This is a genomic window from Sphingomonas sp. So64.6b (assembly GCF_014171475.1).
GTDB classification, from domain to species: domain Bacteria; phylum Pseudomonadota; class Alphaproteobacteria; order Sphingomonadales; family Sphingomonadaceae; genus Sphingomonas; species Sphingomonas alpina_A.
Genome location: NZ_CP048817.1, coordinates 3,662,259 through 3,675,060, shown reverse-complemented (window position 1 = coordinate 3,675,060; position 12,802 = coordinate 3,662,259). Strand labels below are relative to the sequence as shown.

Below are 12,802 nucleotides of genomic sequence, written 5' to 3'. Positions count from 1 at the left end.
AGGGGGACCACCCGCTTCTTCAGCGGGTAGTGGAGGGGGCGCTCTCCACAGGCGTTGCGCCTGCGGCCCGGCCCCCTCCGCCATTCGCCTTTGGCTCATGGTCCCCCTCCCCCGCTCCGCGAGGGAGGAATAAGGGGTCACAAATCCGGTAGCACCTGATCGGCGGTTCCCCAGCCGGCAAGGGCGCGCGAATTGGCGCGTTCGACCAGCTCGGCGGCGTCGCGCACGCCCCAGCGGTTGGCGCGATCGAGATCGCGCAACTCGCTCCAGGTGACCGGCGCTGCGACTGGCGCGCCCGATCGCGCACGAGCCGAATAGGGCATGATCGCGGTGCTGCCGCGCTGGTTGCGCAGCCAGTCGATGAAGATGCGGCCCTTGCGTTTGGCCTTGGACATGGTCGCGACGAAGCGTTCGGGCTCAGCCTCGGCCAGGGCGCGGGCGAAACGGTCGGCGAAATCCTTGACCGCCGGCCATTCGGCATCGGGTTTGAGCGGCACGATCACATGCACGCCCTTGCCGCCGGTCAGCATCGGGAAGCTGGTCAGCCCCAGTTCGGCCAGGTGTTCCTTCAGGTCGGCCGCCGCCTTTTTGACGATCTCGAAGTCGAGGCCCTCATCGGGATCGAGGTCGAACACCAGTCGATCAGGCTTTTCCAGCGTGGCGACCGGTGAACCCCAGCCATGGAATTCAATCGTGCCCATCTGCACGCACATGACCAGTCCGTCGGCGGTGTCGACATAGAGATAATCCTCGATCGATCCGTCCTTCTCGCGGATCGGCACCTGATGGACATGCTCGCCGAACGCGCCCGCATCGTGCTTCTGGAAGAAGCAGCGCTTGCCGCGACCCTGCGGGCAGCGCACCAGGCTGATCGGACGGTTCGCGGTCCAGGGCAGCATGGCGGGCGCGAGCTGCGCATAATAATCGGCGAGATCGCCCTTGGTGACGTCCGAATCCGGGAAGATCAGCCGGTCGCGGCTGCTCACCGTCACATGGATTTCGGCCGCCTCGGGCGTCGCGGCTGGCGTTTCGGCCACCACATCCTCCGCCGCCTTGTCTTCGCGCAGGCCGAGAAAACTCGAATGACGCAGCACGCCGTCGGGCGTAGTTTCGGCAAAGGCGATCTCGGCGACCAAATTGGGCGTCACCCAATGCGCGCCGCGCACCGCCGCGCGGGGGGCCTTCACGGTCGGCGATTTGCGCTCGAGTTTCTTGAGTTTCGCGCTCAACTCCATCATCATCTCGGTGCTGAAACCGGTGCCGACCTTGCCGGCATAGACGAAGCCGTCCGGTCCGTTTACGCCGAGCAACAGCGCGCGAAAGCCGCGCGACTTGTCGCTTGGTGTCCATCCGACAATGACGAATTCCTGCCGCTGGATGCACTTCGTCTTGAGCCACGCCTTGGTGCGCTGGCCGCGATACGGCGCATCGGCGAGTTTGGAGACGACGCCTTCATAACCTTCGCGGCACATCGTCGCGAACAACTGCTCGCCGCTGCCGATGATATGCTCGGAATATTGCAGGCGCGCATCGGCGCCATCGATCAGCGGGCGCAGCCGGTCCTTGCGCTGGACGTTGGGCAGGGCGGCCAAATCCTCACCATCGAGTTCGAGCAGGTCGAAGGCGAACAGGGTCATGTCGCCGTCGTTGGATATGGCGTCCTTCAGCGTGGAGAAATCGGGTTTGCCGTCCTTGAACGCGACGATCTCGCCGTCGATCAGCGCGCTTTTTACCGGGAGTTTAGCGGCGGCTCTGGCGATCGCCGCGAACTTGTCGGTCCAGTCTAGGCCGGTGCGGGTGAAGACCCTGGCCTTGCCCTGCGCGATCGAGATCAGCGCGCGATAGCCGTCATATTTGACCTCGTGCAGCCATTGGCTGCCGGTGGGTACGGTGTCGACAAGGGTGCAGAGCTGGGGCGTCTGAAATCCTCCCCCGGCGGGGGAGGATTTTCTTCGCCTTCTTCCCTTCCGCGATCTCGACCATCGTGCGGCCGGTGCTCACACTGGTCAGCGCGGTTTCGACCAGCGTGTCCGCCCCGCCCGCTTCGGCATCGTCGATCTTGCGCAACAACCAGTTCTCGCCCTTTTCCTTACCGCGCGGGCGCAGGCGGATGAGCAGCCATTCGCCCTTCATGCGCTCGCCATCGAGCACGAAATGGAGATGACCCTTGTCAAGATCGCTGGCGCTCTTGCCCTTGATCGGCGCCCAGGTGCCGCGATCCCACAGCATTACCGTGCCGCCGCCATATTCGCCCGCCGGGATCGTCCCCTCGAACGTCGCATAGGACATCGGGTGATCCTCGGTGCGGACCGCGAGACGTTTCTGGTCGGGGTCGAGGCTCGGGCCGCGCGTTACCGCCCAGCTTTTGAGCACGCCGTCGACTTCGATGCGAAAGTCCCAGTGCAACCGGCTGGCGTCGTGCTTCTGGACCATGAAGCTATTGCCGTGACCCGGCGCGAGCGTGCCCGCGGGTTCAGCGGTTTTCGCGAAGTCGCGCTTGGCGTTGTACAGCGCGAGTGGATCGGGGGACCTGGCCATTATGACGCCCTCGCCATTGTCCCGTCATCCCAGCGAAGGCTGGGATCTCCCTGAAACGGTGCTCGCGCTCGCGGAATGAGACCCCAGCCTTCGCTTGGGTGACGGAAGAGGGGGCTTGGGTGACGGGAGGGGGCGTTAGGCACGCTTCTTCGCCGGCGCGCGCTTCGCTGGCGCTTTGGTCGGCGCCTTTTTTGCAGGCGTTTTCTTAGCTGCCGGCGCGGCCTTGCTCGTCGATCCGCCCGATTTCTCCATCGATTTCTTGAGCGCCGCCATCAGGTCGACCACGTTGGACCCGGAGCGCTTCGACGAATCGTCGTCCTTCTCCTCGATGATCTTGCCGCCCTTGGATTTGCGTTTGCGTTCGATCAGGTCCTTCAGCGCGTCGACATAACGATCGTGGAATTCCTGCGGATGGAACGATCCCGATTTCTTCGCGATCAGCGCCTCGGCCAGATCCATCAGATCTGCATCGGGCTTGGTGTCGGGGATATCGCGGAAATAGGCTTGCGCCTTGTTGACCTCATCGGCGTAGCGCAGTGTCTCCAATACCATGCCGCGTCCGCACGGTTTCAGGCTGACGATATATTCGCGCCCGCGCATCGCGAGCTGGCCGAGCCCGACCTTTTTCGATCGCCTGAGCGCTTCGCGCAACACGATGAACGCTTCCTCGGCGAGATCGTCGGCGGGCACTACGAAATAGGGCTTTTCATAATAAAGCACGTCGATCTCGTCGGCGTCGACGAACTGGGTCAGCTCGAGCGTCTTTTTCGATTCGAGCTTCACCGCGTCGATCTCGTCCTGTTCGAGCAGGACGAAATTGCCCTTCTGGTATTCGAACCCCTTCATGATCTCATCGGTGTCGACCGGGCCGACTCCCGTCACGACCTTCTCGTAATGGATCGGCTTGCCGGTCGGCTCATGGATCTGCTTGAAGCTGATCTGCGCGCCCGATTTGGTTGCCGTATAAATCTCGACCGGGATCGAGACGAGCGCGAGCCTGATCTGTCCCTGCCAATAGGCGCGTGCGGCCATACCGCTTCCTTCCCCGATTCATTCATTGCGAGGCCGATTCAATCCCTGAGCAGCGGAGTCGTTCCGTTCGCTATGGCTGTGCAGGTTTCGCGCGTGGCAAAGCTTCGCTAAAGGCCGGACATGGCCACCGATCCTTTTGCCCTGTTCGACAGCTGGTATGCCGAAGCGCGCAAAACCGAGTTGAACGATTCGAACGCGATGGCGCTTGCCACCGCCGATGGAAACGGGCGTCCGGCGGCGCGCATGGTGCTGCTCAAGGGGCATGGCCGCGACGGTTTCGTGTTCTACACCAATCAGCAAAGCCGCAAGGCCGACGACCTTGCCGCCAATAGCCAGGCGGCCTTGCTGTTCCACTGGAAATCGCTGCGCCGGCAGATTCGGATCGAGGGCAATGTCGCGCCGGTGACCGATGCGGAGGCGGACAGTTATTTCGCCACGCGCGGGCGGGATTCGCAGCTCGGCGCCTGGGCGTCGGATCAGTCGCGGCCGCTCGACGCGCGCGAGACGTTCGAGGCGCGCTTTGCCGAAATGGAGGCGCGTTTCGCCGGTGGCGATGTGCCGCGCCCGCCGCACTGGTCGGGATATCGCGTCAGCCCGTTGCGTATCGAATTCTGGCAGGACCGCGAACATCGGCTGCACGAGCGCCGCCTGTTCATGCGGGTCGGTAGCGATGGGGGTGATGGCTGGACCGAAGGGCTGCTCTACCCATGACCGAGGATCAGCGCCGCGCCATTCCGTTCGCCGTGCGGGCCGCGCTCGCCAGCGTCGGCATGGCGTGTTTCCTACTGCTGCTGAAGGGGTTCGCCGCCTGGCATACCGGGTCGGTGGCGATGCTCGGGTCGCTCGCCGATACCGGGCTCGATCTGCTCGCTTCGCTGGTCACATTGTACGGCGTGAAGCTTGCCGCCGAGCCGGCCGATCACGATCACCGCTTCGGCCATGGCAAGGCGGAGGCGCTGGCGGCGCTGTTCCAGGTCATGCTGATCACCGCCTCGGCCGCCGGCATCGCCTGGCGCGCGGTGCTGCGCTTTGGTGACACGACGCCGAACGAGGATGCCGATTTCGGTATCCTCGTGTCGGTCGTCGCGATCCTCGCGACGGTCGTCCTGCTGGCCTATCAGCGCCGCATCATCCGCCGCACCGGGTCGGTCGCAATCATGGCTGACAATGTCCATTACCAGTCGGACGTGCTGCTCAACGGATCGGTCATCGCGGCATTGGTCCTCGATCAGTATTTCGGCTTGCATGGCGCCGATCCGCTGATCGGCATCGCCATCGCGCTATGGCTCGCCTGGGGCGCGTTCCGCGCGTCGAGCAACGCGATCGACCAGTTGATGGACAAGGAATGGCCCGAGGATCAGCGCGCCCGGTTCATCGAGGTCGCCGCACGCCAGCCGGGCATCAAGGGCATCCATGATTTCCGCACCCGCCGGTCGGGCAGCCATGATTTCGCGCAATTCCATATGGAGGTCGGCCGCGACCTGACGATGATCGCCGCGCATGACATCGTCGAAGGGGTAGAGCGCGCATTGCGGACCGCCTATCCCAAGGTCGAGGTGCTGATCCATCTCGATCCGGAAGGGCATGTCGATACCGACAATCCATTGGTCGAAGCGGATGTCACGCCGCACTGGTTCGGGAAACGCCTGTGAGAATTCCGTTCGTGCAGATCGATGCCTTTGCCGCGCTGGCGTTCCAGGGCAATCCGGCGGCGGTGATGCCGCTGACCGCCTGGCTCGATGATGATGTGCTGCAGCGCATCGCAAGCGAGAATAACCTCAGCGAGACCGCTTTCCTGATTCCCGATGCCAGTGGCGCGGCTGATTTCGAATTGCGCTGGTTCACGCCGGGGGCAGAAGTCGCATTGTGCGGCCATGCGACGCTCGCCAGCGGCCATTTCGTGCTGTCGTCGGACAGCACGATCGAAAAAGTCACGTTCCGTACCCGCCAGGCCGGTGTGCTGGAGGTCGCCCGCGATGGCGACGGTTATGCCCTCGGGCTGCCGGCATGGGCTCCGGTCGCCAAGGACATGCCCGAGATCGTCGCGGCACTGGGCGTCTCGCCAGTCGAGACATTGTGGTACGACAAGGGCTATGCGCTGGTGATCCTTGCGGACGAGGCGGCGGTGCGCGGGATTGCGCCGGACCTTCGCGCGCTCGCCGCTGCCGGACAGATCGTCGCGGTCGTCTCGGCACCCGGCGATAAGACCGATGTGGCCAGCCGCGTGTTCACGCCGGCCTATTCGATCGACGAGGATCCGGTGACTGGCTCCGCGCATGCGGTGATGACCCCCTATTGGGCGAAGCGCCTCGGACGCGACAGCTTCACCGCCTTTCAGGCAAGCGCACGGGGTGGGCATTTGACCTGCCGCCTTGACGGCGACCGCGTGATCCTTGGCGGCAAGTGCATAACGGTGATCGAGGGCACTTTCTTCCTGGACTGAGAAATGGGCGCCGGGCCTATTTCTTCGTCGGGCAGGCCTTGCCGGTCTTCGCGCAGAAGGCGGCGAGCGTCTCGCCCTTGAAATCGACTGACCCCGCTGCCTGCATCGTGCTTGCGATCACCCGAGGCATTGCCGCGCGCTGGCGTTTCGCCGCTTCGCTCTGTGCCGCCGCGACGAGCTGACGCAGATCGTCGAGCGATAGCGCGGCGGCAAAGGCATGGCCTTCGGCGGCAAGCAGCGTGTCGATGCCCTTGGCGGCAATCGCTATGGCGGTGGCGCGCAGGTCGTCCTTCTCCGCCGCACTCAGGCCGGCTTGCGCCGTCACCAGTTCCTCGGTCTCCCTGGCGCTGACCAGCGGAAGCATGGCCGCCAGCGCCCCATTCTCGGCAAGCCGGCGGCCCAGCGCTTCGGCTTCGGGTGAGGGCGTCGCTGCCTGAAGCAGGAGTGCCGCGATTATCGCCGTCATGATCAGTGTCCCCTCGGTCGATCGAACCCCGCCACCACATCGCCGAGCGTCTGCATCAGCGCGGGGTTGCTGCTGTCGGGCGTATTGCCGAGCCTGACCACGACCACGCCGCGACCCGGCCCGCTGTCGAGGCTGGCGATGACCAATTGGCCGAGATGCCCGTCGGCCGCGACCGCCGTGGCGGGGCCCTTGCCCGGGAATAATGCGCTATGCCCGCCGGCCCCGCCGGGGCGGTTGAGCCAGGTCTGGCCGCCATATTCGGCGTTGGTCGGTGCCGGCGTCTTCATGAAGGCGAGCCAGTCCGGCGCGATGACCTGCGTGCCGTCCGCTGCCTTGCCGTCGAGCAGCAGGCCGCCGATCCGGCCCCAATCCGCAAGGCTCATATGCAGGATCGATCCGCCGATCTGTGTGCCCGCGCCATCGAATTCGAGCACCGCGCTTCGGATCCCGGCCGGGCGAAACAGGCGCTGCCGGGCAAAGTCGGTATAGGCGGCCGCGCGGATTTTCGGGTCGCGGCTGTCGGTCAGCGTTCGGGTGACGATCTCGGCCAAGATCAGCGTGGTCAGCGAGCTGTACTGGAAAGTCGATCCCGGTTTGCTTGCCAGCTTATGGCCGATCGCTGCTGCCGCCATGTTGCCGGTATAGGCGACGAACAGCGTCTGGTTGGTATCCGACCGCTCGACCGGATCGCCGACTTCGACATGGGCGAGGCCCGACGACATGTTGAGCAAGTGGCGCAGCGTGATCGCCGCGCGCGGGTCGCCCGGCTTGTGCCATTCGGCGACCGGCGCCGGCGCATCGAGCGACAGGCGGCCATCGCCGACCAGTTCGCCCACCAGCATGCCGGTGATCGTCTTGGCCATCGACCAGCTGATGAAGCGATTATTGTCGGAATAGCCGGGGGCATAAGCCTTCAGCGCGGGGCATCCGTCAGTGGTGATCAGTACCGCGCGGGTTTCGGGATGGTCGCTGAACAGTCTTTTCACCGGTTCGAGCGAGCGGCCGAGATTGGCGCCGGTGCATGAGCCGATCGAATAGGCGGGATGTTCCGCGCCGCTATCCGCCCCCGCCAGCAACAGCGGCAGCAGGGCGGCGAAGGCGAGCTTGCGCATCATCGCCGTAACGATAGGGTGCGCACCGATGAAGGCAAGGCGTTCCCGCAAGGTCTGGATTCTATCGGCCATTGCGGTGCTGTTCGCGGCACTGCTCGGCGGCGGCTGGCTCTATGCCCGCGCGATGACGCCGCAGCTCGAGCTTGGCACCGCCTACGCCGCGCGCGTCGCTTGCGCTTGCCGTTATATCGGCAATCGCGACCTGAGGAACTGCCGCGCCGATTTCGAACCCGGCATGGCGGCGATCCAGCTGTCCGACGATCCGACGACGCGGACCGTCACCGCCTGGGTGCCGCTGGTCGCCAGCCGCTCGGCGCGCTTCGATCCCGTGCTCGGCTGCCAGCCCGAGCCGTTTAAAGGTGTGCCGCTGAAGCTGCGCTGAGGAGTCTCAGGCGATGGCCGGTTCGAGGGCGAGTTCGGCCCGCTCGGTTTCCGCGATCCAGCCGCCGCCCAGAACACGATCACCGGCATAAAGCACGGCGGCCTGACCCGGTGCGACACCATATTCCGGCGCATCGAACCTCACTCGATCCTGCTCCAGCCGGGCGGGGACCAGCTTCGCCATCGACCGCACCTTGGCCGTCACCGGGCCGACATGATCGCCACCGATCCAGTTGATCTCGGTCAGACGCGCGGCATCGACCGCCAGCGCGGTGCGCGGGCCGACCACGACGCGGCGCGTATCGGGGTCGAGCCGTACGACATAAAGCGGCTCAGGTGTGCCGCCGATCTCCAGCCCGCGGCGCTGGCCGACGGTGAAATGGATCAGGCCGCGATGCTCGCCGAGCTTGCGCCCCGCCTCGTCGACGATGTCGCCACTGGTATCCGCCTCGGGCCGCAGCTTCTTGACCAGCGAGGCATAATCGCCGTCGGGCACGAAGCAGATATCCTGGCTATCCGGCTTGGCCGCGACACCGAGGCCCAGTTCCGCGGCCAGTTCGCGTACGCGTGCCTTGGGCAGGCCGCCCAGCGGAAAGCGCAGATAATCGAGCTGAGCTTGCGTCGTCGCGAACAGGAAATAACTCTGGTCGCGCGCCGGATCGACCGCGCGGTGCAGTTCGGCACCGTTCGGCCCCTCGATACGGCGGACATAATGGCCGGTCGCCAGGCAATCCGCACCAAGGTCGCGCGCCATGCCGAACAGGTCGGTGAATTTTGGCCCCATATTGCAGCGTACGCACGGAATCGGCGTGCGTCCGGCAAGATATTCATCGGCAAAGCCGTCGATCACATCGGCGCGAAAGCTCGATTCATGGTCATAGACATAATGCGCAATGCCGAGCCGGTCACACACCGCGCGCGCATCGCGGATGTCGCGGCCCGCGCAACAGGAGCCGGCGCGGCCGACCGCTTCGCCATGATCATAGAGCTGCAGCGTGATGCCGATCGTCTCAGCACCGGTGCGCGCAGCGAGGGCGGCGACGACCGAGCTGTCCACGCCGCCCGACATGGCGACGACGATACGCTTGCCCTTGAGCTCGGGTCCGAGCTGAAAATCGCCTTCGGTGATCATGTCGCCGCACATAGGGGGTGGGGTGTCCCATTGCAAAACACATGCTTTCCAAAGGATTTCGCGCGGCTTTACCTCACCTTTAGACCTCAGCGTCTATCAAGGCTGTCCAACGCTGATTCTTTCGTAGGGCGCCTGAGTGGATTTAAGCTTTTCCCGTTTCGAGCACGACGCTTCCGTCGCCATCCTGCCGGCCGATCTGGCGGTGATGATGGTCGGGATCACCGCGCGACAAGCGGCAAGCCCAACCGCTCTGTTCCAGTCGCGCCTGATCGAAACGCCGGCCGTCGCCGCCAATCTGTTCGCACCGCTGCATGGCGCGTTCAATGTCGGGATGGCCAGCGCGATCATCCGCTGGAGAGAGATATGAAGACGCTGTTTACCGAGCCGCTTTAGCCCGTGTTCAAGTCCGCAGCGTAAATGCCGTTAGTGAATTGATGAGAGGGGGCCCCCCGCCCCGATCGAGGTTGAGAATGATCGAGAACCAGAAAATACGTCCAGCCAAGGTGATCGGTCCGCTCGGCGAGCCGCTGACCCTGGACAGCCTGCCCCCACCCGAAACGACACGCTGGGTCGTGCGCCGCAAGGCCGAAGTCGTCGCCGCGGTGAATGGCGGCCTGATGACGGTTGACGAGGTTTGTGCACGTTATAATCTGACGGTGGAGGAATTCGCCGGCTGGCAGCGGGCGATCGATCGCTCGGGTATGCCCGGCCTGCGCGTCACGCGGATCCAGCATTATCGCTCGCTTTACGAGCGGCAGCAGAAATACTGATCGGCCCAATTTAAAACCGCTACCGGAACAAATTCCCCGTCTGGCGAGTCTTTCCCCCCGTCAGCCCAATCGATGGGCGTCAACGGAGGGTATTATGGTCGGTCTTATCGTTTGGCTCGTTGTTGGTGGCGTTTGTGGCTGGCTCGCCAGCATGATCATGCGCACAGACGGGCAACAGGGCATCATCCTGAACATCGTCGTCGGTATCATCGGATCGGTAATCGCATCGTTCCTGTTTGGCGGCGGCATCAATCAGGTGATCACTGTCACTACATTCCTCTATTCGCTGATCGGTGCGGTGATCCTGCTCGCGATCGTCAATCTGGTCCGTCGCGGCAGCGTTCGCTAGAACGACCGTCAGAGGCGAACATCACGGGCCGCCCGACACCGTCGGGCGGCCCGTTTCGTTATTTCAGCAGGAAACGGACATTGACGGCCACCGTCACGTTGGTTTCACCCGCCGCGACCTGAGTCGAGGCATCGGCCTCTTTGGCGCGTGCGTAGAGCATTGGCGGCTGCGGCGACCCGCCCGCATTCTCGCCATTTTCGGTGATCGATATGATCCGCGACACGGTCAGGCCGGCGGCACGCGCATAGAGTTCGGCGCGCGCGCGGGCGCGTTTGACCGCATCGGTGCGCGCCTCGTCGAGCGCGGTGTCGGGCTTGTCGATCGCCAGATTGGGGCCGTCGATCTGGTTCGCACCCTCCTTGACCAGCGCGTCGAGAATCGCGCCCGACTTGGCGATGTCGCGAAACCGCACCGACACGGTGTTGGTCGCCTGATATCCGGTGATCACCGGCGCCTGATTCTCGGCGTAGCGATATTGCGGGCTGAGTCCGACATTGGCGGTGTTCACGTCGCGCGCCTCGATCCCGGCGCGCTTCAGCGCGGCGAGGACGCGGGCCATCGCCTGCGCATTGTCGCCAAGCGCAGCGCCGGCGGTCGCCGCCTGAGTCACCACACCGGCGCGAATCGTCGCGATGTCCGGCACGCGCGTCGTTTGGCCGGTGGCCGTTACATCCAATATGGTACCATCTGGCAGCATCTGCGGCACGACCTGCGCGCTTGCGGGGGCGGAGGCAAGTGGCAGCGCGGCGAGCGCCAATGCGGACGCGATCAACTTCATTTTAAAAACTCCCGTCGTATTTCAGGCCGATTGGCCCGCGTGACATAATCTGACGCCGCGCGGGCCAACCTAAGCTGAACGAACAGATAAACTGAACGAACGGGCGATTGGATCAGCGCACGCGGCGCGTCATCACCAGACGGTACAGCGCCAGCAATATCACGGCACCGGCAGTCGCCGCGGCATAGCGTTCCCACACCGCATTGGGCTGCCAGCCGAGCATCGGCGCGAGATAGCCGCCGAGCAACGCGCCCGCGATGCCGATCAGAATCGTGACGATAAAGCCGCCCGGATCTTTGCCGGGCATGATAATCTTGCCGAGAATGCCGGCCACCAGGCCGATCAACAACCACCCGATGATTCCACTTGCGAGCATCGCTTCACTCCCATCTTAATCGGCCCGCTGCGTCGCGAGTCCGTGCGGAACGTCCTCCTCAAGGCTGATCAATGCAACCCGTTTCTTTACCGCAACGGTTGGTCCCGCTTGCGGCGAGACGCAAAAAAGGGCAGGCCGCGCGCCGGTGAAAACGGCCTATTGAGGTCGGTGACTTATTTCGCTAATACAGTCCCACGGAATTTGGGCCAGCGGATGGCCGGGACGGGGAAAGTGGACCAGATGAACTACGAATCGGCGACGTTCGAAAATGACGGACGGCTGGCGCTTCCCGGTAGCGGAGCGCCGCGCTCCAACCTGATCTGGTGGATCGTCGGCGCGGTGGTCGTGCTGCTGCTTGCCGTGGCCGCCTGGTTCGCTTTCGGCTTCGGCAAGAAGCCCGAGGAAAAGCATGTCGAGCAATTGCCCAATGTGACCGTCATGATCCCCGGCACCACGCTGGTGCCGCGTGTCCTGTCAGCCACCGGCTCGCTTGCCGCACGACGCGAAATGCCCGTCGGCGTCGCCGGAGAAGGTGGCATGGTAACGCGCGTGCTGGTCGAACCCGGCCAGTGGGTCGGCGCGGGGCAGGTGCTCGCCACGGTCGACCGTTCGGTGCAGACCCAGACGGCGGCATCCCTGGCGGCGCAGATCAGCGTGGCACGTTCGGATGCGGCGATCGCCCAGTCCGAACTCAACCGTGCACAACAGCTGGTCAATCGCGGCTTCATTTCCAAGGCCGATCTCGAGCGCAAGGCGGCGACCCGCGATGCGGCGCTGGCGCGTGTCCGTGTCGCCCAGGCGACATTGAGCGAGCAGAATGCCCGTACCGGCCGTCTCGACATCCGCGCGCCCGCCGCCGGTCTGGTGCTGACGCGTAGCGTCGAACCTGGTCAGATCGTGAGCTCGGGCTCTGGCGTCCTGTTCCGCATGGCCAAGGGCGGCGAAATGGAAATGCTGGCGGCGCTCAGCGAGACCGATCTTGCCGGGCTCGGCGTTGGCGTACGCGCGAAAGTGACGCCGGTCGGCGGCAAGGAAAGCTTCGCCGGCGAAGTGTGGCAGGTGTCGCCGATCATCGATCCACAGACCCGCCAGGGCACCGCCCGTATTGCGCTGACCTATAATCCGGCGCTTCGTCCGGGCGGTTTCGCCGCAGCAGAGATCACCAGTGGCGCCGCGACTTCGCCGCAACTGCCGGAATCGGCGGTGCTGAGTGACGATCGCGGCAATTTCGTCTATGTCATCGGCCAGGATGACAAGGTGGTACGGCGTGACGTCAAGGTCGGCGCGGTGTCCGATTCGGGAGTTGCGGTCGCCTCCGGGCTGGCCGGTACCGAGCGGGTCGTGGTGTCGGCCGGCGCGTTCCTCAATCCAGGGCAGAAAGTGACGCCGATCGTCGCCAAGAGCGCCGCTAAGACCGGGAGCTGA

14 protein-coding genes and 1 pseudogene are annotated in these 12,802 nt (G+C 64.5%); 8 read left to right on the top strand and 7 right to left on the bottom strand.

The genetic code is table 11. The features are described from left to right. Positions 1-137: 137 nt before the first annotated feature. Together ligD and G4G27_RS17460 are read right to left on the bottom strand one after the other, a co-directional pair. Positions 138-2,538: pseudogene (ligD, locus tag G4G27_RS17465) on the bottom strand (DNA ligase D). 135 nt (positions 2,539-2,673) lie between these two features. Then, complete coding sequence (locus tag G4G27_RS17460; protein WP_183109816.1) at positions 2,674-3,570, bottom strand: Ku protein; 897 nt, start codon at positions 3,568-3,570, stop codon at positions 2,674-2,676. A 120-nt stretch (positions 3,571-3,690) separates the two neighbouring features. Here G4G27_RS17460 and pdxH point away from each other — a divergent pair, with 120 nt between their 5' ends. From pdxH to G4G27_RS17445, 3 genes are read left to right on the top strand one after another with little or no spacing between them, the layout of a single operon-like run. After that, a complete protein-coding gene (gene pdxH, locus G4G27_RS17455) occupies positions 3,691-4,281 on the top strand; it encodes a pyridoxamine 5'-phosphate oxidase (RefSeq protein WP_183109815.1) in 591 nt (196 codons plus the stop codon). Then, complete coding sequence (locus G4G27_RS17450) at positions 4,278-5,222, top strand: cation diffusion facilitator family transporter (protein WP_183109814.1); 945 nt, start codon at positions 4,278-4,280, stop codon at positions 5,220-5,222. The genes pdxH and G4G27_RS17450 overlap by 4 nt, the downstream gene beginning before the upstream one ends. Further along, positions 5,219-6,013: a PhzF family phenazine biosynthesis protein gene (locus G4G27_RS17445; protein WP_183109813.1), complete on the top strand. Its 795-nt coding sequence runs from the start codon at positions 5,219-5,221 to the stop codon at positions 6,011-6,013. Before G4G27_RS17450 ends, G4G27_RS17445 begins: the two co-directional genes overlap by 4 nt. 16 nt (positions 6,014-6,029) lie before the next feature. On the opposite strand, the gene G4G27_RS17440 is transcribed toward G4G27_RS17445, so the two are convergent. Then, positions 6,030-6,479, bottom strand: a complete 450-nt coding sequence (locus G4G27_RS17440) for a hypothetical protein (RefSeq protein ID WP_183109812.1) — start codon at positions 6,477-6,479, stop codon at positions 6,030-6,032. A gap of 2 nt (positions 6,480-6,481) precedes the next feature. Further along, complete coding sequence (locus G4G27_RS17435; protein ID WP_183109811.1) at positions 6,482-7,663, bottom strand: serine hydrolase; 1,182 nt, start codon at positions 7,661-7,663, stop codon at positions 6,482-6,484. A 4-nt stretch (positions 7,664-7,667) separates the two neighbouring features. Here G4G27_RS17435 and G4G27_RS17430 point away from each other — a divergent pair, with 4 nt between their 5' ends. Further along, entirely contained in the window at positions 7,668-7,973 is a 306-nt protein-coding gene (locus G4G27_RS17430; protein ID WP_183109810.1) for a hypothetical protein, read from the top strand. A 6-nt stretch (positions 7,974-7,979) separates the two neighbouring features. Here the strand turns inward: G4G27_RS17430 and mnmA are convergent, their stop codons facing one another. Continuing rightward, positions 7,980-9,104 (bottom strand): tRNA 2-thiouridine(34) synthase MnmA, encoded by a 1,125-nt coding sequence (gene mnmA / locus G4G27_RS17425; protein WP_183109809.1) that lies wholly within the window; start codon positions 9,102-9,104, stop codon positions 7,980-7,982. A 136-nt stretch (positions 9,105-9,240) separates the two neighbouring features. Here mnmA and G4G27_RS17420 point away from each other — a divergent pair, with 136 nt between their 5' ends. From G4G27_RS17420 to G4G27_RS17410, 3 genes are all read left to right on the top strand, one after another. Next, positions 9,241-9,471, top strand: a complete 231-nt coding sequence (locus G4G27_RS17420; RefSeq protein WP_183109808.1) for a hypothetical protein — start codon at positions 9,241-9,243, stop codon at positions 9,469-9,471. 103 nt (positions 9,472-9,574) lie between these two features. Beyond that, complete coding sequence (locus G4G27_RS17415) at positions 9,575-9,874, top strand: DUF1153 domain-containing protein (protein ID WP_183109807.1); 300 nt, start codon at positions 9,575-9,577, stop codon at positions 9,872-9,874. A 94-nt stretch (positions 9,875-9,968) separates the two neighbouring features. Continuing rightward, positions 9,969-10,223 carry a GlsB/YeaQ/YmgE family stress response membrane protein gene (locus tag G4G27_RS17410; protein WP_183109806.1) on the top strand — a complete coding sequence of 85 codons (255 nt, stop codon included), beginning with the start codon at positions 9,969-9,971 and terminating at the stop codon, positions 10,221-10,223. A 58-nt stretch (positions 10,224-10,281) separates the two neighbouring features. On the opposite strand, the gene G4G27_RS17405 is transcribed toward G4G27_RS17410, so the two are convergent. Both G4G27_RS17405 and G4G27_RS17400 read right to left on the bottom strand, forming a co-directional pair. Then, positions 10,282-11,001, bottom strand: a complete 720-nt coding sequence (locus G4G27_RS17405) for an SIMPL domain-containing protein (RefSeq protein ID WP_183109805.1) — start codon at positions 10,999-11,001, stop codon at positions 10,282-10,284. A gap of 112 nt (positions 11,002-11,113) precedes the next feature. After that, positions 11,114-11,377, bottom strand: coding sequence for a GlsB/YeaQ/YmgE family stress response membrane protein (locus tag G4G27_RS17400; protein WP_183109804.1), 264 nt, complete (start codon positions 11,375-11,377; stop codon positions 11,114-11,116). A gap of 240 nt (positions 11,378-11,617) precedes the next feature. On the opposite strand from G4G27_RS17400, the gene G4G27_RS17395 reads away from it, so the two are divergent. Further along, a complete protein-coding gene (locus G4G27_RS17395; protein WP_183109803.1) occupies positions 11,618-12,802 on the top strand; it encodes an efflux RND transporter periplasmic adaptor subunit in 1,185 nt (394 codons plus the stop codon).

Bases quoted from the DNA above. Each gene is read 5' to 3' on its own strand.
- G4G27_RS17460 (WP_183109816.1), bottom strand. From the start codon at position 3,570: ATGGCCGCACGCGCCTATTGGCAGGGACAGATCAGGCTCGCGCTCGTC.
- pdxH (WP_183109815.1), top strand. From the start codon at position 3,691: ATGGCCACCGATCCTTTTGCCCTGTTCGACAGCTGGTATGCCGAAGCG.
- G4G27_RS17450 (WP_183109814.1), top strand. From the start codon at position 4,278: ATGACCGAGGATCAGCGCCGCGCCATTCCGTTCGCCGTGCGGGCCGCG.
- G4G27_RS17440 (WP_183109812.1), bottom strand. From the start codon at position 6,479: ATGACGGCGATAATCGCGGCACTCCTGCTTCAGGCAGCGACGCCCTCA.
- G4G27_RS17435 (WP_183109811.1), bottom strand. From the start codon at position 7,663: ATGGCCGATAGAATCCAGACCTTGCGGGAACGCCTTGCCTTCATCGGT.
- mnmA (WP_183109809.1), bottom strand. From the start codon at position 9,104: ATGATCACCGAAGGCGATTTTCAGCTCGGACCCGAGCTCAAGGGCAAG.
- G4G27_RS17415 (WP_183109807.1), top strand. From the start codon at position 9,575: ATGATCGAGAACCAGAAAATACGTCCAGCCAAGGTGATCGGTCCGCTC.
- G4G27_RS17410 (WP_183109806.1), top strand. From the start codon at position 9,969: ATGGTCGGTCTTATCGTTTGGCTCGTTGTTGGTGGCGTTTGTGGCTGG.
- G4G27_RS17405 (WP_183109805.1), bottom strand. From the start codon at position 11,001: ATGAAGTTGATCGCGTCCGCATTGGCGCTCGCCGCGCTGCCACTTGCC.
- G4G27_RS17400 (WP_183109804.1), bottom strand. From the start codon at position 11,377: ATGCTCGCAAGTGGAATCATCGGGTGGTTGTTGATCGGCCTGGTGGCC.
- G4G27_RS17395 (WP_183109803.1), top strand. From the start codon at position 11,618: ATGAACTACGAATCGGCGACGTTCGAAAATGACGGACGGCTGGCGCTT.